This is a genomic window from Pseudomonas sp. rhizo25 (genome assembly GCF_031931935.1).
GTDB lineage: Bacteria > Pseudomonadota > Gammaproteobacteria > Pseudomonadales > Pseudomonadaceae > Aquipseudomonas > Aquipseudomonas synxantha.
The window spans coordinates 250,103-276,565 of sequence record NZ_JAUJXA010000004.1; the positions used below are offsets into that span (position 1 = coordinate 250,103).

Annotated in this window: 29 protein-coding genes; 8 read left to right on the forward strand and 21 right to left on the reverse strand. The window is 61.9% G+C overall.

Going from position 1 to position 26,463, the window contains the following annotated elements; all coding sequences use genetic code 11:
- Window positions 1-7 precede the first annotated feature (7 nt).
- The 4 genes from QZR30_RS11020 to QZR30_RS11035 all read left to right on the forward strand — a co-directional run bounded on the left by QZR30_RS11020 (window position 8) and on the right by QZR30_RS11035 (window position 4,327).
- Complete coding sequence (locus QZR30_RS11020) at window positions 8-1,426, forward strand: FAD-dependent oxidoreductase (RefSeq protein WP_311903297.1); 1,419 nt, start codon at window positions 8-10, stop codon at window positions 1,424-1,426.
- A 182-nt stretch (window positions 1,427-1,608) separates the two neighbouring features.
- The gene (gene hemE, locus QZR30_RS11025; protein WP_068966010.1) at window positions 1,609-2,676 is read left to right on the forward strand and encodes a uroporphyrinogen decarboxylase; all 1,068 of its coding nucleotides are present in this window, start codon (window positions 1,609-1,611) and stop codon (window positions 2,674-2,676) included.
- Window positions 2,677-2,811: 135 nt separating this feature from the next.
- Entirely contained in the window at window positions 2,812-3,063 is a 252-nt protein-coding gene (locus QZR30_RS11030; protein ID WP_046070565.1) for a helix-turn-helix transcriptional regulator, read from the forward strand.
- Entirely contained in the window at window positions 3,056-4,327 is a 1,272-nt protein-coding gene (locus tag QZR30_RS11035) for a type II toxin-antitoxin system HipA family toxin (RefSeq protein WP_046070566.1), read from the forward strand. Before QZR30_RS11030 ends, QZR30_RS11035 begins: the two co-directional genes overlap by 8 nt.
- Before the next feature lie 25 nt (window positions 4,328-4,352).
- On the opposite strand, the gene QZR30_RS11040 is transcribed toward QZR30_RS11035, so the two are convergent.
- Window positions 4,353-5,570, reverse strand: coding sequence for an MFS transporter (locus tag QZR30_RS11040; RefSeq protein ID WP_442967535.1), 1,218 nt, complete (start codon window positions 5,568-5,570; stop codon window positions 4,353-4,355).
- A gap of 177 nt (window positions 5,571-5,747) precedes the next feature.
- Here QZR30_RS11040 and QZR30_RS11045 point away from each other — a divergent pair, with 177 nt between their 5' ends.
- Window positions 5,748-6,641, forward strand: a complete 894-nt coding sequence (locus QZR30_RS11045) for a LysR family transcriptional regulator (RefSeq protein WP_046070567.1) — start codon at window positions 5,748-5,750, stop codon at window positions 6,639-6,641.
- An 88-nt stretch (window positions 6,642-6,729) separates the two neighbouring features.
- Window positions 6,730-7,116, forward strand: a complete 387-nt coding sequence (locus QZR30_RS11050; RefSeq protein WP_032878300.1) for a type II toxin-antitoxin system PemK/MazF family toxin — start codon at window positions 6,730-6,732, stop codon at window positions 7,114-7,116.
- A 203-nt stretch (window positions 7,117-7,319) separates the two neighbouring features.
- On the opposite strand, the gene QZR30_RS11055 is transcribed toward QZR30_RS11050, so the two are convergent.
- The 20 genes from QZR30_RS11055 to QZR30_RS11150 are packed head-to-tail and all read right to left on the reverse strand — an operon-like array spanning window position 7,320 to window position 24,633.
- Complete coding sequence (locus QZR30_RS11055; protein ID WP_311903299.1) at window positions 7,320-7,715, reverse strand: hypothetical protein; 396 nt, start codon at window positions 7,713-7,715, stop codon at window positions 7,320-7,322.
- A gap of 25 nt (window positions 7,716-7,740) precedes the next feature.
- Complete coding sequence (locus QZR30_RS11060) at window positions 7,741-8,967, reverse strand: beta-ketoacyl-ACP synthase (RefSeq protein WP_311903300.1); 1,227 nt, start codon at window positions 8,965-8,967, stop codon at window positions 7,741-7,743.
- Complete coding sequence (fabG, locus tag QZR30_RS11065; protein ID WP_046070570.1) at window positions 8,967-9,695, reverse strand: 3-oxoacyl-ACP reductase FabG; 729 nt, start codon at window positions 9,693-9,695, stop codon at window positions 8,967-8,969. Before fabG ends, QZR30_RS11060 begins: the two co-directional genes overlap by 1 nt.
- Window positions 9,692-10,153: an ApeP family dehydratase gene (locus QZR30_RS11070; RefSeq protein ID WP_046070571.1), complete on the reverse strand. Its 462-nt coding sequence runs from the start codon at window positions 10,151-10,153 to the stop codon at window positions 9,692-9,694. The genes fabG and QZR30_RS11070 overlap by 4 nt, the downstream gene beginning before the upstream one ends.
- Window positions 10,150-11,316: a beta-ketoacyl-[acyl-carrier-protein] synthase family protein gene (locus QZR30_RS11075; protein ID WP_311903301.1), complete on the reverse strand. Its 1,167-nt coding sequence runs from the start codon at window positions 11,314-11,316 to the stop codon at window positions 10,150-10,152. Before QZR30_RS11075 ends, QZR30_RS11070 begins: the two co-directional genes overlap by 4 nt.
- The gene (locus QZR30_RS11080) at window positions 11,313-11,795 is read right to left on the reverse strand and encodes a hypothetical protein (protein WP_046070573.1); all 483 of its coding nucleotides are present in this window, start codon (window positions 11,793-11,795) and stop codon (window positions 11,313-11,315) included. Before QZR30_RS11080 ends, QZR30_RS11075 begins: the two co-directional genes overlap by 4 nt.
- Window positions 11,792-12,541 carry a class I SAM-dependent methyltransferase gene (locus tag QZR30_RS11085; RefSeq protein ID WP_046070574.1) on the reverse strand — a complete coding sequence of 250 codons (750 nt, stop codon included), beginning with the start codon at window positions 12,539-12,541 and terminating at the stop codon, window positions 11,792-11,794. Before QZR30_RS11085 ends, QZR30_RS11080 begins: the two co-directional genes overlap by 4 nt.
- A complete protein-coding gene (locus QZR30_RS11090; protein ID WP_274357749.1) occupies window positions 12,538-13,785 on the reverse strand; it encodes an NAD(P)/FAD-dependent oxidoreductase in 1,248 nt (415 codons plus the stop codon). The genes QZR30_RS11085 and QZR30_RS11090 overlap by 4 nt, the downstream gene beginning before the upstream one ends.
- Before the next feature lie 33 nt (window positions 13,786-13,818).
- Window positions 13,819-16,149: an MMPL family transporter gene (locus QZR30_RS11095; RefSeq protein ID WP_311903302.1), complete on the reverse strand. Its 2,331-nt coding sequence runs from the start codon at window positions 16,147-16,149 to the stop codon at window positions 13,819-13,821.
- A complete protein-coding gene (locus QZR30_RS11100; RefSeq protein ID WP_046070577.1) occupies window positions 16,121-16,771 on the reverse strand; it encodes an outer membrane lipoprotein carrier protein LolA in 651 nt (216 codons plus the stop codon). The genes QZR30_RS11095 and QZR30_RS11100 overlap by 29 nt, the downstream gene beginning before the upstream one ends.
- A gap of 29 nt (window positions 16,772-16,800) precedes the next feature.
- Window positions 16,801-17,226, reverse strand: coding sequence for an acyl-CoA thioesterase (locus tag QZR30_RS11105; RefSeq protein ID WP_046070578.1), 426 nt, complete (start codon window positions 17,224-17,226; stop codon window positions 16,801-16,803).
- Window positions 17,219-18,760: an HAL/PAL/TAL family ammonia-lyase gene (locus QZR30_RS11110; protein WP_311903303.1), complete on the reverse strand. Its 1,542-nt coding sequence runs from the start codon at window positions 18,758-18,760 to the stop codon at window positions 17,219-17,221. The genes QZR30_RS11105 and QZR30_RS11110 overlap by 8 nt, the downstream gene beginning before the upstream one ends.
- Entirely contained in the window at window positions 18,744-19,679 is a 936-nt protein-coding gene (locus tag QZR30_RS11115) for an LpxL/LpxP family acyltransferase (protein ID WP_311903304.1), read from the reverse strand. Before QZR30_RS11115 ends, QZR30_RS11110 begins: the two co-directional genes overlap by 17 nt.
- Entirely contained in the window at window positions 19,676-20,410 is a 735-nt protein-coding gene (locus tag QZR30_RS11120) for a glycosyltransferase family 2 protein (protein ID WP_046070581.1), read from the reverse strand. Before QZR30_RS11120 ends, QZR30_RS11115 begins: the two co-directional genes overlap by 4 nt.
- A complete protein-coding gene (locus tag QZR30_RS11125) occupies window positions 20,403-22,073 on the reverse strand; it encodes an acyl-CoA synthetase family protein (RefSeq protein ID WP_046070582.1) in 1,671 nt (556 codons plus the stop codon). The genes QZR30_RS11120 and QZR30_RS11125 overlap by 8 nt, the downstream gene beginning before the upstream one ends.
- A complete protein-coding gene (locus QZR30_RS11130) occupies window positions 22,070-22,615 on the reverse strand; it encodes a membrane protein (protein WP_046070583.1) in 546 nt (181 codons plus the stop codon). The genes QZR30_RS11125 and QZR30_RS11130 overlap by 4 nt, the downstream gene beginning before the upstream one ends.
- Entirely contained in the window at window positions 22,612-22,866 is a 255-nt protein-coding gene (locus QZR30_RS11135; protein ID WP_003209389.1) for an acyl carrier protein, read from the reverse strand. The genes QZR30_RS11130 and QZR30_RS11135 overlap by 4 nt, the downstream gene beginning before the upstream one ends.
- A gap of 9 nt (window positions 22,867-22,875) precedes the next feature.
- Window positions 22,876-23,145: a phosphopantetheine-binding protein gene (locus QZR30_RS11140; RefSeq protein ID WP_046070584.1), complete on the reverse strand. Its 270-nt coding sequence runs from the start codon at window positions 23,143-23,145 to the stop codon at window positions 22,876-22,878.
- The gene (locus tag QZR30_RS11145; protein WP_046070585.1) at window positions 23,123-23,935 is read right to left on the reverse strand and encodes a lysophospholipid acyltransferase family protein; all 813 of its coding nucleotides are present in this window, start codon (window positions 23,933-23,935) and stop codon (window positions 23,123-23,125) included. Before QZR30_RS11145 ends, QZR30_RS11140 begins: the two co-directional genes overlap by 23 nt.
- The gene (locus QZR30_RS11150) at window positions 23,911-24,633 is read right to left on the reverse strand and encodes a beta-ketoacyl synthase chain length factor (RefSeq protein ID WP_056847142.1); all 723 of its coding nucleotides are present in this window, start codon (window positions 24,631-24,633) and stop codon (window positions 23,911-23,913) included. Before QZR30_RS11150 ends, QZR30_RS11145 begins: the two co-directional genes overlap by 25 nt.
- A 337-nt stretch (window positions 24,634-24,970) precedes the next feature.
- On the opposite strand from QZR30_RS11150, the gene QZR30_RS11155 reads away from it, so the two are divergent.
- Window positions 24,971-25,741, forward strand: a complete 771-nt coding sequence (locus QZR30_RS11155; RefSeq protein ID WP_311903305.1) for a ParA family protein — start codon at window positions 24,971-24,973, stop codon at window positions 25,739-25,741.
- Between the two features lie 462 nt (window positions 25,742-26,203).
- The gene (locus QZR30_RS11160; RefSeq protein ID WP_046070587.1) at window positions 26,204-26,425 is read left to right on the forward strand and encodes a DUF6124 family protein; all 222 of its coding nucleotides are present in this window, start codon (window positions 26,204-26,206) and stop codon (window positions 26,423-26,425) included.
- Window positions 26,426-26,463 lie beyond the last annotated feature (38 nt).

Here is a 26,463-nt window from a genome sequence, read left to right on the forward strand (position 1 = left end):
TTTTAACATGGCTGAACGTCTGAATAACGACTTCCAGTTCATCGATGTCGGGCGCAAAGATCCGAAGAAGAAACTGTTGCGTCAACGCAAGAAAGAGTTCGTGGAGATCTACGAGCCCTTCAAACCCCAGCACTCGGCCGACCAGGCCCACCGCTGCCTGGGGTGCGGTAACCCGTATTGCGAATGGAAGTGCCCGGTGCACAACTTCATTCCCAATTGGCTCAAATTGGTGGCCGAGGGCAACATCCTCGCTGCCGCCGAGCTGTCGCACCAGACCAACACCCTGCCGGAAGTCTGCGGCCGGGTGTGCCCGCAGGATCGGTTGTGTGAAGGTGCCTGCACCCTCAACGACGGCTTCGGCGCGGTGACGATCGGTTCGGTGGAGAAGTACATCACCGACACCGCGTTCGCCATGGGCTGGCGCCCGGACATGTCCAAGATCAAGCCGACCGGCAAGCGCGTTGCGATCATCGGCGCGGGCCCGGCGGGCCTGGGCTGTGCCGACGTATTGGTGCGTGGTGGCGTGACCCCGGTGGTCTTCGACAAGAACCCGGAAATCGGCGGTTTGCTGACCTTCGGCATCCCCGAGTTCAAGTTGGAAAAAACCGTACTGAGTCACCGTCGTGAAGTCTTCACCGGCATGGGTATCGAGTTCCGCCTCAATACCGAAGTCGGCAAGGACATCACCATGGAGCAACTGCTCGCCGAATACGATGCGGTGTTCATGGGGATGGGCACCTACACCTACATGAAGGGCGGCTTTGCCGGTGAAGACTTGCCGGGCGTGTATGACGCGCTCGACTTCCTGATTGCCAACGTCAACCGCAACCTGGGCTTTGAAAAGTCGCCGGAAGATTTCGTCGACATGAAAGGCAAGAAGGTCGTGGTGCTGGGCGGTGGCGACACCGCGATGGACTGCAACCGTACCTCGATCCGCCAGGGCGCCAAGTCGGTCACCTGTGCGTATCGTCGCGACGAAGCCAACATGCCCGGCTCGCGCAAAGAGGTGAAGAACGCCAAGGAAGAAGGCGTGAAATTCCTCTACAACCGCCAGCCGATTGCGATCGTCGGTGAAGACCGTGTCGAAGGCGTGAAGGTGGTCGAGACCCGTCTGGGCGAACCGGATGCCCGTGGCCGCCGCAGCCCCGAGCCGATACCGGGTTCCGAGGAGATCATCCCGGCCGATGCCGTGGTCATCGCTTTCGGCTTCCGGCCAAGCCCGGCGTCGTGGTTCGAGCAGTTCGAGATCCAGACCGACAGCCAGGGCCGCGTGGTCGCCCCGGAGCAAGGCCAGTACAAGCACCAGACCAGCAACCCGAAAATCTTCGCCGGTGGCGATATGGTGCGCGGGTCTGACTTGGTAGTGACAGCGATTTTCGAAGGCCGCAACGCCGCCGAAGGCATCCTGGACTACCTGCAAGTCTGACCCCGATCCTGAATTGAAATGGGATCAAACTGTGGGAGGGGGCTTGCCCCGTCCCACATTTGTTTTGCGCTGCGTTCAAGCTACCGCGACAAATTGACCCGATAGACAAAAGGCACGGCGCATTCCGTGCCTTTTGCGTCGCGCTCTGAGAAAATGCCCGCACTTTTTTTGCGGATGCCGACATGACTGCCCTCAAGAACGACCGTTTCCTTCGTGCCCTGCTCAAGCAACCTGTAGACGTCACCCCCGTGTGGATGATGCGTCAAGCCGGTCGCTACCTGCCGGAATACCGCGCCAGTCGCGCCCACGCCGGCGACTTCATGAGCCTGTGCATGAATCCTGCGTTCGCCTGCGAAGTCACGATGCAGCCGCTGGACCGCTACCCACAACTGGACGCGGCCATCCTCTTTTCCGACATCCTTACCATTCCCGACGCCATGGGCCAGGGCCTGTACTTTGAGACCGGCGAAGGCCCGCGTTTCAGGAAGGTCGTCAGCACCCTGGCCGATATCGAAGCCCTGCCGATTCCTGATCCGCACAAAGACCTCGGCTATGTGATGGACGCGGTCAGCACCATCCGCCGCGAGCTGAACGGCCGCGTGCCGCTGATCGGCTTCTCCGGTAGCCCCTGGACCCTGGCCACCTACATGGTCGAAGGCGGCTCGTCGAAAGACTTCCGCAAGACCAAGGCCATGCTCTACGACAACCCGCAAGCCATGCACCTGCTGCTGGACAAGCTGGCGCAGTCGGTCACCTCTTACCTCAACGGCCAGATCATGGCCGGCGCTCAAGCGGTGCAGATCTTCGATACCTGGGGTGGCAACCTGTCGGCGGCGGCGTACCAGGAGTTCTCCCTGGCCTACATGCGCAAGATCGTCAGCGGGCTGATCCGCGAACATGAAGGTCGCAAGGTTCCGGTGATCATGTTCACAAAGGGCGGCGGCCTGTGGCTGGAAAGCATCGCCGATGCTGGCGCTGATGCATTGGGCCTGGACTGGACCTGCGATATCGGCGAAGCCCGCCGTCGCGTTGGCAACCAGGTTGCGCTGCAAGGCAACATGGACCCCACTGTGCTGTACGCCAAGCCGGAAGCGATCCGCACGGAAGTCGGGCGCATCCTGGCCAGCTATGGCAAGGGCACCGGCCATGTGTTCAACCTCGGCCATGGCATCACGCCGGAAGTGAATCCGGAACATGCGGGTGCATTCCTGCGTGCGGTGCATGAACTGTCGGCGCAGTACCACGAGTGACGGTTGCCTGATAAAGAACGCCCGGCCTAGGCCGGGCGTTCTTGTTTGTGGTCAGCAGACGTATGGTGCTTGTAGTGTCCGTCATTGCGGACATAATGAGCTTCCTATGCTTATAAGTCCGTTATAGGTGACATTATGTTGCTGACCACTCCACCTGATCTGGGCGAAAGGATACGACAACTGCGTCGGGCCAGGGGCTTTAGCCAGGCGCAACTGGCGGACCGGGCCAAGTGCAACCGCAAGACCATCATTGATCTGGAAGCGGGTGAAAATGTCGCGATGTACACGGTGTTCCGGGTGATTTCTGCACTGGGTATGGCCCTGGAAGTCGTGGATAAACGCATCGATCTCAAATCCTTGGCCGATCTGGTGGAGCACGATGAGTAGAATCAAGTTGCTCAATGTTGTGACACCCCAGGGGCATGCAGGCGATTTGTCTAAAGGCTCGCAATTCTCGTTTTCTTATTCATCTGCTGATGCCGGATGCGAGGTATCCCTGGTCATGCCCTACGACCCGACACCTGCGGTCAGTAACGTACTGCATCCGATTTTCGATATGAACGTACCGGAAGGTTTTCTGGCCGATCAGATCAAACGACGGATGGCCAAGCACATGCAGATAGACGAGATGCGCCTGTTATCGGTGATCGGCGGTAACCAGATTGGGCGGCTTACCTACCAGAACCCTGTCGAGGCATCAGTACCCGTGAAGGCTCAGGTGGGCCTCCAGCAAATACTGTCAGCCGATACCTCCCAGGGTGTATTCGAGTTTCTTGTGGAGACGTATTTCGAGTCGGGTATTTCCGGCGTGCAACCCAAGGTACTGGTGCCTGACCTGGACAAGCTGACTGGCAGTCGCAAAACCATGCTCAGTTCTGACCTGATCGTGAAGTCGGGTGCCGATGAATACGTTCACCTGGCACAGAACGAGTTCCTCTGTATGGAGGCTGCGCGCATAGCAGGCATGGAAACACCACCTTTCTGGTTGTCCGGAGGGGGTGATCTGTTTGTGATGGAGCGCTTCGATTTGAACTCGACCGGGCGGCTGGGTTTTGAGGACATGGCCGTTCTGTTGGGACTCAACAAAGATCCCCACGACAATTACAAGTACTCGCAGAGCTACGAGACTCTCGCTGCGGTGATCAATCACGTCTGTGCGCAGGGTGATCCGTTACGCGAGCTTGAGCGGTTCTTTTCTTCGGTTTGCTTGTCGGTCATGGTGCGTAATGGTGACGCGCACCTGAAAAACTTCGGTGTGATCTACACCCATCCTGGAGCCCGAGAAACAGTGCAATTAGCGCCTGTCTTCGATGTCACCACCACTACTGTGTATGAGAACTACAATCCAAAGTCCGGTCGTTCATTGGTTGATCGCACCTTGGCGATAAAAATGAACAAGGTCAAAACCTATCCGGACCGTCAGCAACTGATGGAGTTTGGTCGTAAGCATTGTGGGGTGGAGAAGCCTTGGGTGATCATTGAGCGAATCGCCGAGGCAATGTCCGAGGCGCTCGTTGCCCATCAAGCGCGTATCGATATCGAGCTGTTTTCGGCAATGCAGGCGGAGTGGGATGGAGGACGTGCCATGGCACTTCATGATTCGATCGGCACTGGAATGAAGCGAAAGCCCATTGCGAAAAAACCGCTGTGAAGCGGTTTTCTCGTTAAACAGTGCCTCAAGCTGCTGTGTGTCCCAGCGGCGGCAACTTCGCCAGCTTCAACGCCACCAGCAGCGCGCCAATCAGCAGCGCCACGATAAACCCGCCAATCCCGTTCCATCCGGCAAAGTGCCAGAAGAACCCGCCCGCCGTCCCGGCAATACTCGATCCCACGTAGTAACAGAACAGGTAAAGCGACGACGCCTGCCCCTTGGCTTTCACCGCGCGGCGGCCGATCCAGCTGCTGGCCACCGAGTGGGCGCCGAAGAAGCCGAAGGTGAACACCAGCATGCCCGGCACCACCAGCCACAACGGCGTGAACAGCGTCAGTAACATCCCCGAAAGCATCAACACGATGGTGCCCCACAGCACGCGGCGGCGGCCAAGGCGGTCGGCCAGAGAGCCGATCTTGGCCGAACTGTAGATGCCCGAGAGGTACACCAGCGACAGCAGGCCCACTACGGCCTGGCTCAGTTCATAGGGTGAGGCCAGCAGGCGATAACCGATGTAGTTGAACATCGTTACGAACGCGCCCATCAACAGGAAGGCTTCGAGGAACAGCCACGGTAGGCCCGCATCCTTGAAATGCATGACGAAGCCATCCACCAGGCTGCGCGGCTTGAGGCTGCTGGCGCGGAAGTTGCGCGATGGTGGGAGGATCTTCCAGAACACCGTGGCCGCGATCAGGGCCAGGGCGCCGATGATCAGCATTGCGGTGTGCCAGCTGACGAAGTCGATCAATACGCCGATGATCAGTCGGCCGCTCATGCCGCCAATCGCATTGCCGCCGATGTACAGGCCCATGGCCAGGCCGATGTGCTGCGGGTGGATCTCTTCGCTGAGGTAGGTCATCGCCACGGCAGCCAGGCCGCTCAGGGACAGGCCCACCAGCGCCCGCATCAGCAGAATCCCCTCCCAGGTCGGCATCAGACCGCTGGCGATGGTGGCCAGCGCCGCACAGAACAACGCGGCGACCATCACCGGCTTGCGCCCCAGCCGGTCGGAAATCGGCCCGGTGATTAGCAGGCCGCAGGCAAGCATCGCGGTCGCGACCGAAAGAATCAGGCTGCTTTGCGCCGCATTGATGGAAAATTCATGGGACAGCGCCGGCATCATCGGTTGTACGCAATACAACAGGGCAAAGGTGGCAAACCCGCCGGAAAATAGCGCCAACACCGTGCGCATGAACATCGGCGTGCCTTTTTCGATGTACTCGTCATTGAGCTGCGCCACCACTTCATCGAGAGCGGAGGGAGGGGGTTGTTGGGTGAGTGGAGCAACAGCAGAATTCACGGGGACCTCGAGGAAGGACTGTCAGGACCGACAATGCAAAAAAGAATATAGCTGCCTAATGATTCTTTCCAATATATTGTTCGACCTGTTTGATAGGTTTAACGACCTAATGAGGGGTGTATGGAATTACGTCATTTGCGGTACTTCATCGCCGTCGCCGAAGAACTGCATTTTGGCCGCGCCGCGCAGGTGCTGGGTATCTCGCAACCGCCCCTGAGCCAGCAGATCCAGGCGCTGGAACAAGAGGTGGGCGCGCGGTTATTTGAGCGTACCAATCGTCGGGTCGAGCTGAGCGAGGCCGGGCGCCTGTTCCTGCAAGAGGCGCGGCTGGTGTTGGCCCAGGTCGACAAGGCGGCAGACGTGGCGCGGCGGGCGCAATTGGGAGAGCTCGGGGAGTTGAAGATCGGCTTCACGTCTTCCGCACCGTTCAACTCCAGCATTCCCCAGGCGATCTTCGCGTTTCGCCAGGCTTTCCCGGCGGTGCACCTCAATCTGCAGGAGATGAGCAGCACGGAGGTGGCCGAGTCATTGGTGGATGAGTCGATTCAGGTCGGGCTGATGCGGCCTTTGCCATTGCCCGATTCGCTGAGCGTGGTCGAGTTGATGCGCGAGCCCCTGGTCGCGGTCTTGAATGCTGGCCATCCCTTGGTGGAAGGCAGCGAGCGCGGCTTGCACCTGGCGCAATTGGCGCAGGAGCCCTTTGTGTTTTTCCCACGCACCTACGGCAGCGGCCTGTATGCCCAACTGCTCAACCTGGCCCGCGACGCCGGGTTCAGCCCGCATTTTGCCCAGGAAGCGGGGGAGGCGATGACCATCATCGGCCTGGTGGCGGCGGGGTTGGGCGTGTCGGTGTTGCCGGCGTCTTACCAGCGTATCCGCATTGATGGCGTGGTCTACCGCACACTGCTCGACCCGGAGGCGATGACGGCGGTGTGGCTGGTGCAGCGCAAGGGCGTGCAAACGCCGATGGCGAAGGGGTTTGTGGAGTTGTTGACGCGTCAGGTATTGGTGTAGGCGGGGTCACATACCAGGTAACGCAACCGGCTTAGTTATTCGCCAGAAACTTGCGCAAAATCATTCTTTTTCAGGCGAGTGGATATGGATGGCACTTCTCTATCAGCCCAAGGAGGGCAGCGTGTTGATTTGTGATTTCCGTGGCTATGAGGTTCCGGAAATCATCAAGATTCGACCTGTTATTGTGATACGCAAACACCGGACGAATAAGCTGCTCGTAACGGTGGTACCTCTGAGTACTACCGCTCCACAGCAGGTGTTGGAACACCATTTGCGGCTTGATAGCCACCTTCAGGGAGCGAGCCCGGTCTGCTGGGCTAAATGCGACATCGTCGCGACAGTCAGCTTGGGTCGACTGGACCGAATCAAAAGTAAAGATCGTCATGGCAAACGAACTTACAAAATAGCCGAACTCACCAATGACCAATTTTTGGCGATAAAAGCGGCGGTGCGCAGTGCGCTTGGGTTGCGATAAAGTGGGATATAGATGGACGGCGTTTTGCCACCGATTGCAGGTAACCTGCTTTCAGGCATACTGGCCGAGTTCCCGAAAAGGGGCTTGTGAGACTCTGAGGGTCCTGGGCAACCAGCCACCGCAGAGCCAGGCAGGAAGCGGCGATGACAAGCCAACCTGTTTGTGAAGAGGGCGCCTAAAGGCGCCCTTTGTCGTTTCTGGCCTTACTGCATCCCGGTCGAGCGCAACCCTGCCAGGATGTCCCTATCCAGCATGCTTATCCAACGGTTGTAGTTGCGATGGATCTTGCCGTCTTTGTAGCCCAGGTCACGGCTGTCACGGTAGGTGATGGCGTAGCTGTTACGGGTGTAGCGGATATCGATGGCGGCATAGAACTGGCCGCGCACGGTGATCTCGGCCTGCACCAGCTGCGGGCTCAGGCGTTGCACGGTCCACTCACGTTTCTGCAGAGCGGCGACGATGGTCTGTTTCATCTTTTCTTCGCTGACCTGGCTGGGGGCCGGCAACTCATGCTGGGTGTTGAGTACCGGCTTGCTGGTGCAACCGGCGGTGGTCAGCAGGGCCAGGGTGATCAGGGTAGCGCGTAGCAGGGAAGACATTCCGTTTTCTCCAATCGATTAAAAGTCAGGACCAGCGGCGGAAGATCAACGAGGTGTTGACGCCGCCGAAGGCGAAGTTGTTGTTCATCACGTAGTCGTTGTGCATCTGCCGAAAGCCACCTTGCAGGTAGTCCAGTTCGCCGCATTGCGGGTCGACCGAATCCAGGTTGAAGGTGTGCACGTATTGGTCGCGGTTCATCATCTCGATGCTGAACCACGACTCCAGCGCGCCGCAGGCACCCAGGGTGTGGCCCAGGAAGCTCTTCTGCGAGCTGATCGGCATGCGACTGCCGAACAGGCTGCTGGTGGCCAGGGTTTCGGCGATGTCGCCTTGGTCGGTGGCGGTGCCATGGCCGTTGACGTAGCCAATGGCGGACGGTTCAAGCCCGGCATCTTCCAGCGCCAGTTCCATGGCGCGGCGCATGGTTTTCTGCTCCGGGCGGGTGGTGTGCTGGCCGTCGGCGTTGCTGCCAAAACCAACCAGCTCGGCGTGGATGTGCGCACCCCGCGCCAGGGCATGTTCCAGCTCCTCGAGCACCAGCATGCCGCCGCCTTCGCCGATCACCAGGCCATCGCGGCCGCTGTCGTATGGGCGTGGGCTGGTTTGCGGTGCGTCGTTCTTCAGGCTGGTGGCGTAGAGCGCATCGAACACCATGGCTTCGGTGGGGCAGAGCTCTTCGGCGCCACCGGCGAGCATCAAGGGCAGCCGCCCGAACTTGATCGTCTCGTAGGCGTAGCCGATGCCCTGGCTGCCGCTGGTGCAGGCGCTGGACGTGGGGATCAAACGCCCGGTGAGGCCAAAGAAGATGCTGATATTCGCCGCCGTCGTGTGGGGCATCATGCGCACATAGGAGTTGGCGTTGAGCCCTTCGGCCACCGAGTTGAGCAGCATATTGCCGAAGGCCTTGATCTCATCGGTGCTGCCGGTGGACGAGCCACAGGCCACGCCCATGCGCCCGTCCTTGATCGACTCGTCACCGAGCAGACCGGCGTCGTGCAACGCCTGTTCCGCCGCCCACACTGCCAGGCGCGAGACGCGGCCCATGCTGCGCAGCTGCTTGCGGGTCCAGTGGGCGGGCACGACGAAATCATCGATGGGCCCGGCCAAGCGCGTGTTCAATTCGGTAAAGCGGTCCCACTCATCCATGCGTCGGATGCCGCTGCGGTTGGCGCGAAAGTTGGCGGCAATGGTCTCCCAGTCGCTGCCCAGGGAGGTCATGCCGGCCATGCCGGTGACGACGACGCGCTTCATCAGCACAGGCCTCCGTTCACGGCCAGCACCTGGCGCGTGATATAGCCAGCTTCGGCCGACATCAGGAAATTCACCGCGCCGGCGACTTCTTCCGGGGTGCCCATGCGTTGCGCGGGGATCATTTTCATCAGTTCTTCGACGGGGACGTTTTCATCCAGCATCGCCGTGTCGATCAACCCGGGTGCCACGCAGTTGACGGTGATCTTGCGCTTGCCCAACTCGATGGCCAATGCTTTGGCCGCGCCGATCAGCCCGGCTTTTGAAGCGCTGTAGTTGACCTGGCCGCGGTTGCCGATCAACCCGGAGACCGATGTGATACACACGATGCGCCCGGCGGCGCGGCGGCGGATCATCGGCATCATTACCGGGTGCAGCACGTTGTAGAAACCATCAAGGTTGGTGCGCATCACCACGTCCCAGTCGTCTTCCGACAGCGCCGGGAACGCGCCGTCGCGGGTCAGGCCGGCATTGAGCACCACGCCGTAGTAGGCGCCATGTTGCTCCACATCGGCTTCAAGGATGGCCTTGCAACTGGCACGGTCGGACACGTCGAATTGCAGCACCCGCGCCTTGCGCCCCAGGGTCTCGATCTCGACCTGCACGGCGTCGGCTTCGGCGCGACCACTGCGGCAATGCAGCACGATGTCATGGCCGGCCTGGGCCAGGCGCAGGGCAATGGCGCGGCCGATGCCACGGCTGGAGCCGGTGACCAGTACGGGTTCAGTCATGGCGTTTGGTCCTTCGATTCATCTAGATAGTTGGCCGCCTGGGGCGGTCGAAATACGTTCAAGCGTGCGCTGGCCTGGATGCCGTCGCCGGTGAGGTGGCATTCGAACACACCCATGCCGTTGTCGTCTTCCAGGGAGCGCAAGCCATGGATATTCAACTCGGCGCCGGCGGGAAAGTGCTCCACGTTGCACTCGAATTTACGCGTGCCCAACAGGAAGCCCAGCTCTACCGCCTGGCCTTGCTGGCGCGCACGGCAGCCGGCATAGGCGGCGACGCTTTGCGCCATCAACTCCAGGCCGACCCAGGCCGGCAGGCTGCCGTCAGGGCGGTTGAACAGGCCGCCGGGCTTGACGGTGACGCGGGTGCGCACCTGCTCTTCATCGAACGACAGCACCTGGTCGATCAGGATCATGTCGCCGGCATGGGGTAGTAGTTCGGCAAGTGGCCAATCGATCATGGGGCCTCTGCAATTATCAGGCTGACGTTGTTGCCGCCGAAGGCAAACGAGTTGCTCATCAGGCAGAGTTTTTTCAAGCTGTCGCCGCTGCGTGTCCATTGCAAGGCGGGCAGCGCCGGATCCGCTTGGCCATCCCATACGTGGGGCGGCAGCAAGCCGTGGCCCAGGCTAAGCCAACAGAACGCCGCTTCCAGCGCTCCGGCAGCGCCGAGGGTGTGACCGGTCATAGGTTTGGTCGACGAGCAGGCTACGCCATCGGGGAACAGGCTGGCGACCGCCAGGCTTTCCATGGCGTCGTTGTGTTGGGTGGCGGTGCCGTGCAGGTTCAGGTAGCCGATCTGCTCGGGAGCCAGTTTTGCCTTGGCCAGGGCCTTGCGCATCGCTTGCAACGCGCCCTTGCCGCTGGGCTCCGGCGCGGAGATATGATGGGCATCGCAACTGGCGCCGCTGCCCAGCAAGGCGATCGGGGCTGGCTCGCGGCTCATCAGGAACAGCACCGCCGCTTCACCGATATTAATGCCGTTGCGGTTCACCGAGAACGGATTGCAGCGCTCGCTGGAGACGGCCTCCAGTGCGGTGAAACCGTTCAGCGTCAGCTTGCACAGGCTGTCCACGCCGCCGCAGATCACTGCATCGCAGATGCCAAGATCCAGCAGGCGCTGGGCACTCATCAGTGCTCGGGCGCTGGAGGTGCAGGCGGTAGAAATCACATAGGCCGGGCCGCTCACTTGCAGCCAGTCGGCGAGGAAATTCGCCGGGGCGCTGAGTTCCTGTTGCTGGTAGTCGTAGTCGGCGGGGAATTGCTGGTCGCGCAGGTAGTGGGCAATGCCACGGCTGGCTTCGTCGATGCCTGAGGTGCTGGTGCCGAGCACAATGCCGACCCGCGAAGGCCCATAGGTTTGGATTGCCTGGCGCAGCTGAGCTTCGATCTGCAACGCCGCTTCCAACAGCAACTGGTTATTGCGGCTGCTCTGTTGGCCCAGCGTCACCGGCAGGGGCGCCAGCTCGCCGTGCACGGCCGCCACCGGTACCACGCGCTCTGGCACCCAGCCGCTTTCGGCGCGCATGCCCGAGCAGTCGCCGGCAAACAGCTTGCGGCTGACTTCGGCCTGGCCGCGGCCAAGGGCGCAGATCACGCCAAGGGCGTTGAGGTAAGCGGTCATCGTTTGAGGCCCAGCGGAGTAATGCGATAACGCAACGGCTGGCCCGCCATGTTCACGCTGAACACCTCGGAGGACTGATAGACGATCTGCCAATGGCCCGGCAGCGTACGCGTCAGGTCCATGGCCTGGGCGTGCGGATACAGCGCCGGCACTTCATCGGCCGAGGTCAGGGCAAACAGCAGCGCGGCAAACAGCTCCCGGGCCTGGGGGTTGGGTGGCAGCAAGCCGTCGGCCTGCCACTGCCCATCCACCAGTTTTTGCCGGGCCAGCGGAATGCCCAATGGGTCCATCATCGACCAGCGAATCGCGCTGCCTTCACTCTGGATCACCAGCAGCCAATCCTGGCTCTGGCCGTCCGCCAGGCGTTGCACGTGCAGTTGCATCGGCAAGGCCAGGGTTGGGGTTCTTTGCGGCAGCGGTGCCTGGCTGGCACAGGCGCTCAGCAGCAACACGCAACCGATCAACAGCAGGCGCATCATGGGGCAGCATTCTCCAAAGGTTTACGCGCTACGCAGTTGACCAGGGTTTCCTCGCGCTGGCCTGCCGGCGGCGCCTTGCGCAGGCCCCAGCGCTCCAGCAGGCCGAAGTCGCTGGAGCGGCTCCACCACAGGTAGGGGTACGAGACATTCTGCGAGTCAAATTCAAAACCCTGCTCGCGAAGCATCTCCAGGTATTGCTCGGCGCTTTTCTGCACATGCATCGGGTGGCGGAACAGCCAGCGAATCACCCAGGTGTCGATATAGGCTTCGGTGGATTCGGCAAACAGCAGATAACCGCCCGGCTTGAGTACCCGATAAAACTCCTTGAGTGCGCGATGTTGTTCCACCAGGTGATGGAAGGTCTGGTGGCAGAACAGGATGTCGACGCTGGCGTCCGGTACTTTCAGGGTGGCGCAGTCGCTGCCGATCAACTCGACAGCCATGCCCTGGCGCTCGGCTTCTTCGCGGCTCAGTTCGAGGCTGTGGGGGTCAGCATCCAGGCCGATCAGGCGTGAGGGCGCAAACACCTCCTGCAGCAACCGGAAGGATTTACCCTGGCCGCAACCGGCGTCGAGCAATACCGGCGCCAACGGCAGCGGCTCGCTGAACAGGCTGCGCAGATCGTTGATCGCCACCCGCAACACGTGATGCTGCCAGGTATGGCTGCGCAGGAACCAGAAGCCGAACCTGGTTTCTTCGACGTAATTCTTGCTCAGGTAGTTTTTTCCAACGGCAGGACTGCTCATACCGCTTCACTCGCACAGATATCCGACAACATCCGCAACCGCCGCTTCGGCTCGCTGACAAACGGGTTGCGCTCATCCCACGCGTAGCCAGCCAGGATCGAGCTGATCATGCGGCGAATCTCCGGCGAGCTGCCGGGATGGAAAATCACGTCTTGGAACGTGCCGGCATACCAGCCTTCGACGTAGCAACGGAAAGTGTCGACCCCTCGTTTCAAGGGCTCGGCGAATTCGCGTTGCCAGTCGACGGTCTCGCCGTTGAGCTGACGGTGCAGCACCCCTGCGGCCATGCTCGCCGAACGCATGGCGATGGTCACGCCGGAAGAAAACACCGGGTCGAGGAATTCCGCCGCATTGCCCAGCAGCGCAAAGCCCGGCCCGTGCAGGGTTTTGACGTTGGCCGAGTAACCGCCGATGCTGCGCGCCGGGGTGTCCCATACGGCATTGTTGAGCACGCCGGATAAGCTTGGCGTTTCGTCGATGAAGCTGCGCAGGCAGGCGTCAAGGTCGCTGTCGCGGCCATCGAAATGCTCTTTGGCCGCTACCACGCCCACCGAGCAACGGCCGTTGCTGAAGGGGATGGTCCAGAACCAGATGTCGCGCTGGGTCGGGTGGGTGGTGACCAGAATTTTGCTGCGATCAAAGCCTGGGTGTGCGATACGGTCTTCGACGTGGGTGAACACGGCCTGGCGCAGCGGAAAGTTCGAAGGTGCTTCAAGGTCCAGCAGACGCGGCAGCACGCGGCCATAGCCGCTGGCGTCGAGCACGAACTTGGCCTTGATGTGGTACTCGCTGCCGTTCTGTCGGCGCACATGCAGGTAGCGGCACTCGCCGGAGAAATCCACGCCGACAATGGTTTGGCCATAGCGGATGTCCACGCCCTGCAACGCCGCCTGATCGGCCAGCAATTTGTCGAACTCGCCGCGTTGCACTTGGTAAGTGGTGGGCTTGCCGTTGCTGAACGTGTCACCAAAATCAAATGCACTGTAGCGCTCGCCCCAGGCGAAGGCAGCGCCGGTTTTTACCTGGAAGCCCGCCGCTTGCACGGCGTCGAGCATGCCCGCTTCTTCGATAAAATCGATGCAATGCGAGAGCAGGCTTTCGCCAATCGAGAAACGTGGGAAGTGCTCGCGCTCGATGATCAACACATCATGCCCTTTGCGCTTTAGCAGCGCGGCCGCGATGGCCCCGGATGGTCCGGCACCGATCACCACCACCTGGCGACGTTCCATTTCAACTATGGGCACGAGGGCTCCTTGCCGCATGGGCGATAATCGCATTCATAAGGTGTGTTTCTGCTGCCCGGCCCAGGGCGCCAGCATAAAGCTGAACGCCAGGCCGAGGCTGACCGACAGGCCGAAATTACTCACCGCCGGTGTACTAGAGACTGCCAGCAGGCCGAACGACAACCAAGTCGTCAGTGCTGCCAGCAGCGTCCCCAACAGGCTGACGGCCGGGCCGCCGATCTGCTCGCGCATCAAAATCGCATAGTCAACGCTGATGGCCGTCACCAGCAACAGGCCGAACAGGCTGAAAAGGGTCAGTGGCTGGCCCAGCCAGCCGAGGCTGGCCAGGCTGCACAGCGCGGCCAGCAGCGGCAGGGCGACGATACGCAAGGCACCGCCAAAACCAAAGGGCGCAATCAGCAACAGCACGATCAGCACGCAAGACATCAACTTCAACTCGGCGGCGCTGATTTGCGTGTCGGCAAACACCCGGTTCAAGTCGCCCAGGCGATCGACCAATTGCACACCGGGCAAGTCCAGCGCCTGCACCCGCAGTAGCGCCGGGTTGTTCAAGCCTTGCAGGCTGACCATGGCCGCGACGCCGCCGTCTACCGGGCCGAGCCACAGCGTGCGCCAGGGTTCGGCCAGCGGCCCTTGCAATGCTGCGTCGATGTCGGTGATGGGCAGCGCCTGCAACTGCGCGATTTCAGCTTGCAGGGCGCTGGCGGGCACACCCAGGTCCAGCAGCGGCTGCCAGTGTTGCGGCAGTTTGTTCAGCGCGTCCCGCAGTTGTTGCTGTTCGTCCGCCAGGCTCACCAGCTGATTGAGCGCCAGGTAACCCTCGAGCTTGTCCATATTCACTAACTGATCCAGGCGTTTGCCCAGGGCGGCTTGGCGTTCCAGCAACTGTTGCTGATTGTCGGCCCGCACCAGGAAAAACTGGCTGGTGGGCTGGAACCCGGTGATGCGCGCTACGGCCTGGGCTTCCTGGAGCAATTGCGGCGGCGCGCCGATCCATTGGCGGATATCGTTCTTGCTGTTCAGTTGCCACAGGCCCGCGGCGCAGAACAACAGCACCCACACCAGCAGCACCGAACTGGGGACGTGCTTGATCAGTGCAGCCCGCATTTGCCACAGCGTCTGGGCGATATGCAGCGGCCATTGGGCCGGGCGCAGTTCCACGCCCTTGAGCAGCGCCGGCAACAGGCACACAGCGCACAAATAAGCACCCACCAACCCGGCGGCGGAGAACACGGCGATTTGTGTCAGCGCCGGGAACGGCGTCCAGGCCAGTGCCAGGTAGCCGATGCAACTGGTGGCCAGGCTCAGGCTCAGCCCCGGCAGGGTCAGGCGCAAGGCCGGCCAACTGCGCCAGGGTTGCAGGCTCCAGCTTTTCGACAGGTAGTGCAATGGGTAATCCACCGCCACGCCGATCAGGCTGGAGCCCAGCACCAGGGTCATCACATGCATATGCCCGAACAGCGCCACGCAGGCCACCGCGCCAAACAGCATGCCCACCAGTACCGGCACAAACGCCAGCAATACGCGCCAGCGTCGGAATGCCAGCAGCAGCAATAGCAGGATGCCGACGGTCGCACCGCCGCCGACCCAGGTGATTTCCCGGGTGGCCTGCCGTTGCCCGTTGGCGGCATAGAGCAAGCCGCTGGCGGCGAGCAGTTGCGCGCCTTGCTCGCCAGCTTGTGCGCGACAGGCCTGGAGCAAATCCGCCACGAGCAGCGGCAATTTCATATCGAAGGCATTGCCGGTAGTGCGCGCCCGCAGCAGTACCCAGCTTTTACCGTCGGCTTCGGCGATCAAGGCGCCGCTGCCGATATCCAGTTGCACCGAGCCGTGTTGCGGCTGGCTGTTCTGGATACGCCCGGTCAGGCCCAGCCAGTCGTCCTGGCTCGGCACCAGGCTGAAGCCGGTGAACGGGTCGAACAGCGCTTGCACCCGTTGCTGGATGAAGGCGTCGGGTTGCTCAATCAGTTGCTCGCGGTCCTTGGCCGAGAGCATCGACAAGCGCCCGCGCAGCAGTTGCTCGCGCAGTGCTGGCAGGTCGGCTTGCAGGTTCCACTGCACTTTTTCAAACAAGCCGCTGGCCTGCCAACGCTCGCCCAATTGCTGAGCTACGGCCAGTGCTTGCTGGCGGTCGGCATGCCCCACCAGCACCAGCATTTCGCGGTTGAGCGGCTCCTGCATGCGCTGTTCGGCTTGCTGCTCAAGGGCGTCCGGCGTGCTGCCGGGCACCAGCTCCATCAGGTTGGCCGACAACGGCGCGCCATGGCGCCACTGCCAGCCGGCCAGGGCCAGTACGGCCACCAGCAGGATCAGGAACAGGCGCGGCAGCAGGCGCTCACTGGGCAAAGTCGTGTTGCTCCGCATCGCTCAGGGGCTGGCTGGCCGTGCTGTCCTGCATGCGCAGCACGGTGCTGTCGCCCTGGGTTTCCAGCAGTTCGATGGTGTGCACCAGCTCGCCGCCGTCGATATTGATCCGGGTGAACACTTGCTTGAGCAGCAGCGAGCGCGGGATCAGGGTGAGCTTCCATTGCTGGGCCTGGCCTTGCAGTTGCAGTTCGAAGTCACGCTGCAAGCCACTGCTGTCGCCCTGCAGCACGGCGAGGAACAGGCGATTCTGCTCGTCGCCGGCGCTCTTGTTCGGCAGCGGTTGCCAGCCGTTGGCGTCACGCCTGGCAATGCCTTGGCCTGTGATGCGGTAGTCCTGTTGCAGTGGGGTCTTGAGCAGCCATAACAGGCCGTGGTCCTTGGCGAGCACGAAGGTGCCTTTGCTGACCAGCGGCTGGGGCAGGGCACGCAGGTGTTTTTCCTGGAGGAAGTTGCCGTGGATGACGGCGGGTTTTGCAAGCTGATCGCTCAACTGCTGTAAGTCGAAAGCCTGGGCATTGAAGCTCAGCAACAACGCGACCCCTGTAGGAGCGAGCTTGCTCGCGAAAAACCTGAGGGCGCTGCGCAGTGTCAGTTGGCGCGCGTTATCGTTAACGTCCATCGCGGGCAAGCCCACTCCCACAGGGGATCTCATTTCAAGGCTCTCTCTACGGCGTCGGTGAATACTCTGGGCGAGGCAAGTTGCATCTCGCGGTTGGCGATTTGCACCGCCACCTGCACGGTGCTGGCGCGGGTCAAACGCTCGCCGCTGGCCAGGTCAGTGATCAGGTAATTGACCTTCAAACGGTTCTCCCACTCCACCAGGCTGGCGCGCACATTGAGGGTTTGGCCGAATGTGGCGCCACGTACATAGCGTAGCTGCATGTCGATCACCGGCCAGGCGTAGCCGGACTCCAGCATGGCCGTGTAGTTATGGCCGATCTTGTCCAGCAACGCACAGCGCGCCACTTCCAGGTACTTCACGTAATGCCCGTGCCACACCACGTTCATGGTGTCGATATCGAAAAACGGCACGAGGATTTCAGTGTCGCTGTGCAACACGCCGGGGCTACGCATGCAGCCTCCAATGTTGCTCGGCGATGCGTTGCAGGCACAGGCGCAGTTCGCCTTCCAGGGCGCGGTCTTCGATGACTGGCGGGAAGTCCTTGGCCAGCTCTGCATGCATCGCGGCCAATGCCGGTGGCAGCGGTCGTGCATCCTCGGCCTGGGCGCGCAGCCACACGCCCTGGTTGGCGGCGAGCAGGGTAGCGGCGGCGACCTGTTCGGTCAGCTCCAGCACACGGATGGCGTCGCGGGCGGCGATGGTGCCCATGCTGACCTTGTCTTGGTTGTGGCACTCGGTAGAGCGTGAGAACACGCTGGCCGGCATGGTGTTTTTCAAGGCTTCGGCGGTCCAGGCGCTGGTGCCGATCTGCACGGCCTTGAAGCCGTGGTTGATCATCGCGCGGTCTTCGGGGGCGCCCGACAGGTTGCTTGGCAGGCCATGGTTGTAACGCACGTCCACCAGCAGCGCGAGCTGGCGGTCGAGCAGGTCGGCGACGTTGGCCACCAGGGTCTTGAGGCTGTCCATGGCGAAGGCGATATGCCCGCCGTAGAAGTGCCCGCCGTGCAGCACGCGTTCTGCTTCGGCGTCGATGATTGGGTTGTCGTTGGCGCTGTTGAGCTCGATCTCGATAAATGAGCGCAGCCAGTTCAGGCTGTCGGCCAGCACGCCGAGGACATGAGGGGCGCAGCGCAAGGAGTAGCGATCCTGCAAGCGATGCAGCGGCGCCGTTGGCGCATCAATCGCCAGGTCGTTGCGCAGCCAAGCGGCGACTTGCATCTGGCCTGGGTGCGGCTTGGCGGCGAACAGGCGCTCGTCGAAGTGCTCCGGGTTGCCTTGCAGCGCCACCACATTCAGCGCGGTGATGCGCGTGGCCAGGTGCAGCAGGTAGTCGGCGCGGGCGAAAGCCAGGCAAGCAATGCCGGTCATTACCGCGGTGCCGTTCATTAACGCCAGGGCTTCCTTGGGCCGCAATACCAGCGGCTCCCAGCCCAGTTCGCGATGCACTTCGGCCGCCTGGCGACGTTCTCCTCGGAACAGCACTTCACGTTCGCCGGACAAGGTCGCGGCCACGTAGGACAGCGGCGTCAGATCACCGCTGGCGCCCACCGAACCTTCTTCCGGGATCAGCGGCAACACATCGTGTTCGAGGAATCCATGCAGGCGCTCCAGCAGTTCCACGCGTACCCCGGACACGCCGTGACACAGCGACTGCAAACGCGCCGCCAGTACCGCCCGGGTCGCCTGGGCATCGAGCAACTTGCCCAACCCGCACCCATGAAAGGTGTACAGATGACGGGGCAGCGCCTCGACATGTTCCAGCGGCACCGCCACCACGCAGGAGTCGCCGTAGCCGGTGGTCACGCCGTAGATCACGCCTTCCTTGTCCAGCAACGAGTCGAGGAACTGCGCGCCTTTGGCGATGCGCTGGCGATAGGCAGCGTCATCCTGCAACTGCGTGGGCGCCTGACAGTTGGCCAGGGCCAGCACGTCTTCGATGCGCAAAGGGCGTTCGCCAAAGGTTACCGGCTCAAGATGCGTCGTCATCGGTCTTCCAGAAAGGGTAAAAGTTGAACCATTGTTGGGGCGCTTGCAGGCAAAACTGGCCCAGGCGTGCGGCGTAGCGTGCAGTCCACTCGGCAATCACTTGCTCGCGGGTGCTGCGCTTCCATTCGATCAACGGCGCGAAAGGCTCGATGGTCAGGCGATAGCGGCCTTGGTGTTTGAGGCACATCAGCAGGTTCACCGGGCATTTGAGCAGGCCGGCCAGCAGCCATGGGCCTTGGGGGAAGGCGGCGGCATGGCCGAGGAAGTCCACGCGCACCGTGCGCCCGCCGTGCAGCGGTATGCGGTCGCCGGCAATCGCCAGCCACTCGCCGTCGTCCAGGCGCTGGCTGAGCAGCAGCATGGTGGCCGGGTCCAGTTCGCTGACCTGGATCAGGCGCAAATGGGTGGCGCCGGCTTCGCCCAACAGGCGGTTGAAACGCTCGGCGTGCTTGGTGTGCACCAGCACGTTCATGGTCACCTGCTCACCGATCTCCGCGAGGGCGCGGCACACTTCGAGGTTGCCCAGGTGCGCGCCCACCAGCATCTGTCCGCGTTCGCCGCGCAGTTGCCCGCGCAATTGCGCCGGGTCGTCGATGTCGATCTGCTCCAGGCTTAGCTTGCCGTTCCACACATCGAGCTTGTCCAGCAGCGAATCGGCGAAGGCCATGAACTGGCCGAAGACTTTCCTGTGGGTGGGATGCAGCTCATTGCGCCCACTCCATTCTGCCAGGCGCTGCTGGTATTGCCAGGCGCTCTGGCGGGCGGTGCGGCCGAACAGGAAGAAGTAAAAAACGATGCTGTACAGCAACGGGCTCAACAGTCGACGACCAAGGACTTTTGCCGCGACCGCCGTGAATTTCATCAGCCAGAAGCTGCCACGTTCCTCGCGGTCGGCCCAGTGCTTGGTACTGTCGCTCATGCCTGCCACCGTCGCCACAGGATCATCGGCGCACGCACCAACATGCCGAAGAACAAGCGCGTGTGCATGGCGCTGATGCGAACGTTGTCGCGGAACAGGCGAAAGTGCGATAAGCCGTCGGCCGGGTAGTGCACCTGGGTCGGCAGCCAGCGCATCGGTTGGTTGCGCCAGGCCAGGCGCACCAGGATGTCCGAGTCGAAATCCATGTGCGTGCCGATATAAGCCGAGTCCATCAAGGTCAGGGTCGGCGCCAGCGGGTACACGCGAAAGCCGCACATCGAGTCGCGGATCTGCAGCGACAGGGTGTTGATCCACACCCACACGTGGGTCAGGTAGCGCGCATACAAGCGGCCTTTGGGTACGCTGTCGTCGTATTCGGGGTAGCCGCATATCACCGCGTTGGGATGCCGGCGGGAGGTGTCGATAAAGGTTTCGACTTCACGCAAGTCGTGCTGGCCGTCGGCATCCACTTGCAGGGCGTGGGTGTAGCCCAGGCGCGCCGCCTCGCGGAAACCGGCCATGACCGCGCCGCCTTTGCCCTGGTTGCTGGGCAGGGTCAGCAGGGTGACGTTGTCCAGGGTCGCCAGTTGCGCCAGCACCGCCGCGCAGGCCGGGCTGCTGCCATCGTCGACCAGCAGGCAGGGCAGGCCGCTGTCGAGCAGACTGCGGACCACAGCAGGTACGGCGGTTTCATGGTTGTAGACCGGGATCAGGGCGCAGGGGTTATGCATGGGCGGCTTCCAGCTGTATGCGGCCACTGGAACAGGCCGCGACGCCGTTGCGGTAGGCGAAGTACAGCTTGCGGCGTTCCCGGTCATAGCGCAGGTGCAGTTCGATACGGTCGCCTGGGCGCACCAGTTGCTGGAACTTGAGTACTTCCATGCCGGCGAATGTGCTCGGCAAATCGAGCAGTTGCTGGCCCAGATTGAACGCCCATTCCACCTGCACCACGCCTGGCAGCACGGGCGTTACCGGGAAGTGACCGCTGAAATAGGCCAGGTCCGGCGGGACGCTCAGTTGCACGGTCCATTCGCCATCGGCTTCGACCTGCTCCAGCACTTCGGGGGCTTTTGGCCGGGGAGCCAGCAGAAGTGCTTCGATGTCGGCCTGGGGCAGCTTGCCCTGGCTGTTCAGCGGCAATTGGCGCAGCAACCGCCAGCGCCGGGGCAGGGCCAGGGCTTCGCAGTGTTGGCCCAGGTGCTGGCGCAGGGTTTGGGTGAGCGTGCGCCGGCCCTGGTTGCGCAGGGCATGCAGGCCAGCCGCGCTGAGTACCACCAGGGCGCCGAGGGAGGCGCGGTTTTCCTGCACCACGCCCAGGCGGGTTTCCGCAACCCAGGGGTGGGTCATAAGCGCTTGTTCCAGCATCGGCAGGGAGATGCGTTTTTCTTCCAGCTTGACGATGCGGTCCAGGCGGCCCAGCAATTCGAAACGGCCATCGGCATGGATGCGCGCGGCATCGGCGGTCTGCTCCACATGCCCTTCGGGCAGGTATTTTGAGGCGATGCGCAGCGCGCCGTCGGCATCCTGGCTCAGTTGCACATCGGCAAACGGCTGCCAGGGCTGCGCGCCCTGGCGCCAGGCGATGCCGCCGGTTTCCGAGCTGCCGAGAATTTCCGTCGGCCATTGCTGCAAGCGGTCGTATAGGCTGCCCGCGGCTTCAACCGGCAAAGCACCGCCGGAGGAAAACACTCGTGCTACTTGGCTCAGCGCAGGCCAGTCGAGGTTGTCGCCCATGCGCTTGAGCAGCGCCGGGCTGGCGACCCAGGCAAATCGGGGGTGCTCGCGGCTGGCACGCTGCATGTCCTCGGGGAACGCCAGTTGCTTGCGCACAAAGGGGCGGCCGGCGCACAGCGGCCACAACACGCGAAACAGCAAGCCGTAGATGTGCTGGGTAGCGACGCTGCCGATGACGCAGGCGTCTTTGAGGTCCGCGCCCCACAGGGCTTCCAGCGCCTCGACTTCATTGGCCAGTTGGCGCAGGGATTTGTCGATGCGCTTGGGCTCGCCGCTGGAGCCGGAGGTACACAGGCTCAATTGGCAACTGTCCAGATCAAGCACCGCAGGGCTCAGTGGCGCCTGGTACAGCGCCTCGAGGTCAGTGGCTTCTGTCAGCCAGGCGTCGACGGCAGGATCCCAGCGATGGCGGGTCTGGGGCTGCAGGTCGGCCGGCAGCAGCACGCTGGCACCGGCGCGCCAGGCGCCCAGCAAGGCAATCGCCAGGACGCCGGCGTCTTCCAGGTACACGGCCAGGCGCTGGATGCCACGCGCCTGCAGGCCGGCCGCCAGGCGCAGTGACGCTTCCCACAGTTGGGCGTGGTTCATGTCAGGCTCGGTGGTGACCCAGCGCTGTTGCAGCGGCTCGAGCAACAAGTGCTCAAGTTTCAACCCATTCATACGCGGCCTCGAACCCTTTGTCGTACCAGCCATTCCACGGCAAACAACAGCGCCATCAGCCCGTAGGCGATCAAGCCGTTGTACAACGTCCACCAGCTCAGCGGCGCCCACAGCGTGAGTGCGGCGGCGAGCAGGCCATTACACAGAAAAAATGCACTCCACACCACGGTGACCTGGCGGGTATACACGATTGCCTTCGGCGGCAGTTGCGGGTCAGTCATGCGCGCCAGGCGCTCGACCATCGGCGGGCCGTATTTCAGGCTCAGGCCGAACAGCGCCAGCATGAACGCGCTGACCAGGCTCGGGTACCAGCGCAACCACTGCGGGTTATCGAACCAGGCCAGCAGCAGGCAGAACAGGATCACCGTCGCCGCCATCCAGCGGCTGCCCGGGCGCCGCGCAGCCGTCAGGGCGCGCAGCAGCCACAAGCTGCCCAGCAGCAAGCCGAACTGCCACGGTGCAAAGTGCTCGGTGCCGTAATACACGGCGAAGGGATACAGCAGCCCCGCCAACAACAGGCCAAGGCCGATCAGCCGGCTCATGCGGCGGGCTGGACCAGACGGTACACCGCCTCAACCACGTCGTTCACAGTGCGTACGGCCTTGAACTCTTCAGCGGCGATCTTCTTGCCGGTCTGGCGCTTGATGTGGTCGATCAGGTCCACGGCGTCGATGCTGTCGATTTCCAGGTCCTGATACAGGTTGGCGTCAAGGGTGACGCGTTCAGGTTCCAGCTCAAACAGTTCCACCAAGGCGTCGCGCAGGGTGTTGAAAATATCGTCACGAGTTTGCATGGTACGGTCTCAAGCTGCCTGTCGGGCCGTGACAAACGCCGCAAGGCTGGCCACGTTGGTGAAATGATTGCGGGTGTCCTTGGCGTCGGCATCGATCTTGATACCGTAGGTTTTCTGGATCGCCAGGCCCAATTCCAGGGCGTCGACCGAGTCCAGGCCCAGGCCTTCGCCGAACAGGGGCTGATCGCTGCCAATATCGTCGGCGCTGATGTCTTCCAGGCCCAGGGCCTCGATGATCAGCTCTTTTATCTCGTGCTCAAGGCGGTGTTGGTCGCTCATCTTCGGCGAGCTCCTTAATGAAATAGTGATGCAGGTAATCGTTGAGCTTGCGTGAAGCCTGGGGCGCGGGGCCGAGCGCGGCAAACGCTTGTGGTTCTATATCGGCCCCCACGCGCAAACTGAAGTGGAATCGACGTTTGGGAATGCGATACCAGGGTTCGGCCTTGGTCAGGGTCGTGGGGCTGACCTTGATCACCACCGGGGTGATGATTGTCGCACCGCGCAGGGCAATGGCTGCGCCACCGCGATGAAAGGCAGGCGCCGCGCCGGGCGTGGTGCGGGTGCCTTCGGGAAAGATGATCAGGGTCTGGCCGGCGCGCAGGGCGTCGGCAGCCGCATCGAGCATGTCGGCGCTGCCGTCGTTGCTGATATAGCCGGCATCGCGCACCGGCCCGCGGGTGAACGGGTTCTGGAACAGGCTCTGCTTGACCACGCAGTTGGTCTGGCGCATGAGGCCGATCAGGAACACCACGTCGATCAGCGACGGGTGGTTGGCGACGATCATTTGCCCGGGGCGCCCGAGCTTGTCGGCGCCCTCGACGCTGAAAGTGAGGATGCCCAGGGATTTCATCATGCGGATGAAGAACCAGAACAGGCAACTGATGGTGTGGCGTGCGCGCCGCTGGTGCTGCGTGGCGTCGCCCGGCAGGCAATTAAGCAGCGGAAACACCAGCAAACGCAGGCACAACCCGCCCACGCCGAACAGGAAAAAGCTCGCGGCGGTGGCGAACAGGCGCCAGTAGTAGGCGTCCCGAGGCTTGTCGGTCAGGGCTTGCGTTGCCAGTTCCATACGCGGTTCTTCCAGGCATGTTGGCAGGCGCCCTGTTCGGTCAACAGGGTGCGCAGCAGGTTCAGGGCATGGGGCCACTGGGCGGTGGTGGTGGGTTGGACAGTGGCGCTGGTAAGTTCCAACTGCCACTCGTCGCCCGGGGTCAGCAACAGGCCGAGGGCGTAGGGGAACGGCACGTCATCGATCCAACCGGCGTAGGCTTCGGGCGGCTGTTCTTCGGTGATCACCAGCAGCACCGCCGGGGCGCCTTCATTGAATAGCGCGGCGGCTTCGAGCAGGCCATGCTCCAGGCCATCGCCTGCGGCGGCGAGGGCGGTCATTTCACTGGTTTCATTGCGCAGGATCGACCACAGGCCAATCACTGCGTTGTGCACCGAAAGGCTGAATTGGGTCGGTGACAGCGGCTGATCGTTGGCCAGGTCGCTGAGGATATCGAGGGTGCGCGGGGTTTCGCCGTGCCGGGAGATAAACACCAGGGGCAAATCCTGCAAACCCTCGGCCAATGGCCAGCCCACACTGAAGGCCATGCGCGCCAGGCGACTGAGGCGGCGGCGTTGCATCGCTGGCAAAAATGACACATCCGGCGAGTCTTCACAGACAGGCAGCAACACCGGGGCCCGGCACCAGCCGTGCCAGTCGTCCGCGGTCTCCAGGCCAGGAGCCCAGGCGCGCCATTGGGCGATGTTGAAGTTGATCACTGAGAAGATATCCCGCCCCTGCGGGCTTCCATGTGCGGCCGGTAGCCCCGAATACCGGGATAGGCAGCGATGGCCGAATGGCGCGCATTATCCCGGTGCCGTGGGGTTCTAGCAAACTTTGGTAAAGAATTGTTCAAGTCTGATTACAAATTAGTGGGCAGGAATGACAGATTGTCCCTTACTCAGGCGCGACTTGGATTGTCGGACCGTTCCTATCCATTTGTGCGTGATGTACTAAGGCTTACTGGTAATGCAGCAGTGCATGGATGAACGAGGTAGCTAACGGGCGCTTTTGCGCTCTACACTCGGGCATTCATTGATACACGGAGGTTTTTCCATGCGGCGCGTGGTGTTCAATCAGAAAGGCGGGGTTGGCAAGTCCAGCATCGCCTGCAACCTGGCGGCGGTCAGCGCCAGCGAAGGTTACCGGACCCTGTTGGTGGACCTCGATACACAAGCCAACTCGACCCAATACCTCACCGGCTTGACCGGCGACGATATTCCCATGGGAATTGCCGACTTTTTCAAGCAAACCCTATCTTCCGGACCGTTTTCCAAGAAGAACAAGGTGGATATCTACGAAACGCCGTTCGACAACCTGCACGTGATCACCGCCACCGCCGAGCTGGCAGACCTGCAGCCCAAGCTCGAAGCCAAACACAAGATCAACAAGCTGCGAAAGCTGCTGGATGAGTTGAGTGAGGATTACGACCGCATTTACCTCGATACGCCACCCGCGTTGAACTTCTATGCGGTTTCTGCGCTGATTGCGGCTGACCGTGTGCTGATCCCCTTCGATTGCGACAGCTTTTCGCGCCAGGCCCTGTACGGCCTACTGGCGGAAATCGAAGAACTGAAGGACGACCATAATGAAGGCCTGGAAGTGGAAGGCATCGTGGTCAACCAGTTTCAGGCCCGGGCCAGCCTGCCGCAGCAGATTCTTGATGAGTTGATTGCCGAAGGACTGCCGGTACTGCCGGTGTACCTGGCCAGCTCGGTGCGCATGCGCGAGTCGCACCAGGAGAGCAAGCCACTGATCCACCTGGACCCCAGGCACAAGCTGACCCAGCAGTTTGTGGAATTGCACAATCTGCTGGAAAACGCCTGATCTCAAGTGCCACACAGATCCAATGTGGGAGGGGGCTTGCTCCCGATGGCGGTGTGTCAGTCACCTGATAAGTTGACTGGCCTACTGCTATCGGGAGCAAGCCCCCTCCCACATTTGGATGGTATTCCAATGAATCGTCCCACAGAGGTTGTAGGACCGGTCTGGCAATAAGGCTTGTGCCTTGTAACCTTGCCTACAGGTACGCCAGAATCCGCCGGCTTGTGCGTCTGGATGGGCGTCTCTAAGGTTTGCCGGTCGCTGAATGTTCAGTGATCGGGTTTAGTAGCCCGTGGTGAGACGTACGGCAATTCGTCGATCAGGAGCGTCCTGAACTTGATGGTGGCTGTACGGAGGGCGCTTTCGAGCGCGCCGGTTGCGTCTCCCCGGTCTACTAACCTGCGTACAGCTGCCACCCTCCGTTTAGTAGCGGTAGGTTGCGGCTCCTCTACTCGGAGACGATCCATGGTTAACCTTTATACCGTTACACCCAACCTCCCCACCGAAGCCCTCGTGCTCAACAGCTACGAAACCTTCTCCTCCGTGCGCACGCTATTACTCAACTTGTCCAACGACCTCACTGGCGAACATCGCGATGTGGCGCTGGCGATTCACCAATTAAGCGAACTGGGCGTCATGCTGGTCGGCCAGATGATGGACCGAGAAGCCCCACTGCCCCAAAGCTGAAACACGGTCAAAAATGTGGGAGGGGGCTTGCCCCCGAT

Bases quoted from the DNA above. Each gene is read 5' to 3' on its own strand.
- QZR30_RS11115 (WP_311903304.1), bottom strand. From the start codon at position 19,679: ATGAGCGACAGTACCAAGCACTGGGCCGACCGCGAGGAACGTGGCAGC.
- QZR30_RS11050 (WP_032878300.1), top strand. From the start codon at position 6,730: ATGGCACTTCTCTATCAGCCCAAGGAGGGCAGCGTGTTGATTTGTGAT.
- QZR30_RS11030 (WP_046070565.1), top strand. From the start codon at position 2,812: ATGTTGCTGACCACTCCACCTGATCTGGGCGAAAGGATACGACAACTG.
- QZR30_RS11145 (WP_046070585.1), bottom strand. From the start codon at position 23,935: ATGGAACTGGCAACGCAAGCCCTGACCGACAAGCCTCGGGACGCCTAC.
- QZR30_RS11095 (WP_311903302.1), bottom strand. From the start codon at position 16,149: ATGCGGAGCAACACGACTTTGCCCAGTGAGCGCCTGCTGCCGCGCCTG.
- QZR30_RS11100 (WP_046070577.1), bottom strand. From the start codon at position 16,771: ATGGACGTTAACGATAACGCGCGCCAACTGACACTGCGCAGCGCCCTC.
- fabG (WP_046070570.1), bottom strand. From the start codon at position 9,695: ATGACTGAACCCGTACTGGTCACCGGCTCCAGCCGTGGCATCGGCCGC.
- QZR30_RS11070 (WP_046070571.1), bottom strand. From the start codon at position 10,153: ATGATCGATTGGCCACTTGCCGAACTACTACCCCATGCCGGCGACATG.
- QZR30_RS11130 (WP_046070583.1), bottom strand. From the start codon at position 22,615: ATGAGCCGGCTGATCGGCCTTGGCCTGTTGTTGGCGGGGCTGCTGTAT.
- QZR30_RS11135 (WP_003209389.1), bottom strand. From the start codon at position 22,866: ATGCAAACTCGTGACGATATTTTCAACACCCTGCGCGACGCCTTGGTG.
- QZR30_RS11160 (WP_046070587.1), top strand. From the start codon at position 26,204: ATGGTTAACCTTTATACCGTTACACCCAACCTCCCCACCGAAGCCCTC.
- QZR30_RS11110 (WP_311903303.1), bottom strand. From the start codon at position 18,760: ATGACGACGCATCTTGAGCCGGTAACCTTTGGCGAACGCCCTTTGCGC.
- QZR30_RS11060 (WP_311903300.1), bottom strand. From the start codon at position 8,967: ATGAAGCGCGTCGTCGTCACCGGCATGGCCGGCATGACCTCCCTGGGC.
- QZR30_RS11045 (WP_046070567.1), top strand. From the start codon at position 5,748: ATGGAATTACGTCATTTGCGGTACTTCATCGCCGTCGCCGAAGAACTG.
- hemE (WP_068966010.1), top strand. From the start codon at position 1,609: ATGACTGCCCTCAAGAACGACCGTTTCCTTCGTGCCCTGCTCAAGCAA.
- QZR30_RS11075 (WP_311903301.1), bottom strand. From the start codon at position 11,316: ATGACCGCTTACCTCAACGCCCTTGGCGTGATCTGCGCCCTTGGCCGC.
- QZR30_RS11120 (WP_046070581.1), bottom strand. From the start codon at position 20,410: ATGCATAACCCCTGCGCCCTGATCCCGGTCTACAACCATGAAACCGCC.
- QZR30_RS11125 (WP_046070582.1), bottom strand. From the start codon at position 22,073: ATGAATGGGTTGAAACTTGAGCACTTGTTGCTCGAGCCGCTGCAACAG.
- QZR30_RS11020 (WP_311903297.1), top strand. From the start codon at position 8: ATGGCTGAACGTCTGAATAACGACTTCCAGTTCATCGATGTCGGGCGC.
- QZR30_RS11155 (WP_311903305.1), top strand. From the start codon at position 24,971: ATGCGGCGCGTGGTGTTCAATCAGAAAGGCGGGGTTGGCAAGTCCAGC.
- QZR30_RS11085 (WP_046070574.1), bottom strand. From the start codon at position 12,541: ATGAGCAGTCCTGCCGTTGGAAAAAACTACCTGAGCAAGAATTACGTC.
- QZR30_RS11055 (WP_311903299.1), bottom strand. From the start codon at position 7,715: ATGTCTTCCCTGCTACGCGCTACCCTGATCACCCTGGCCCTGCTGACC.
- QZR30_RS11105 (WP_046070578.1), bottom strand. From the start codon at position 17,226: ATGCGTAGCCCCGGCGTGTTGCACAGCGACACTGAAATCCTCGTGCCG.
- QZR30_RS11080 (WP_046070573.1), bottom strand. From the start codon at position 11,795: ATGATGCGCCTGCTGTTGATCGGTTGCGTGTTGCTGCTGAGCGCCTGT.
- QZR30_RS11140 (WP_046070584.1), bottom strand. From the start codon at position 23,145: ATGAGCGACCAACACCGCCTTGAGCACGAGATAAAAGAGCTGATCATC.
- QZR30_RS11035 (WP_046070566.1), top strand. From the start codon at position 3,056: ATGAGTAGAATCAAGTTGCTCAATGTTGTGACACCCCAGGGGCATGCA.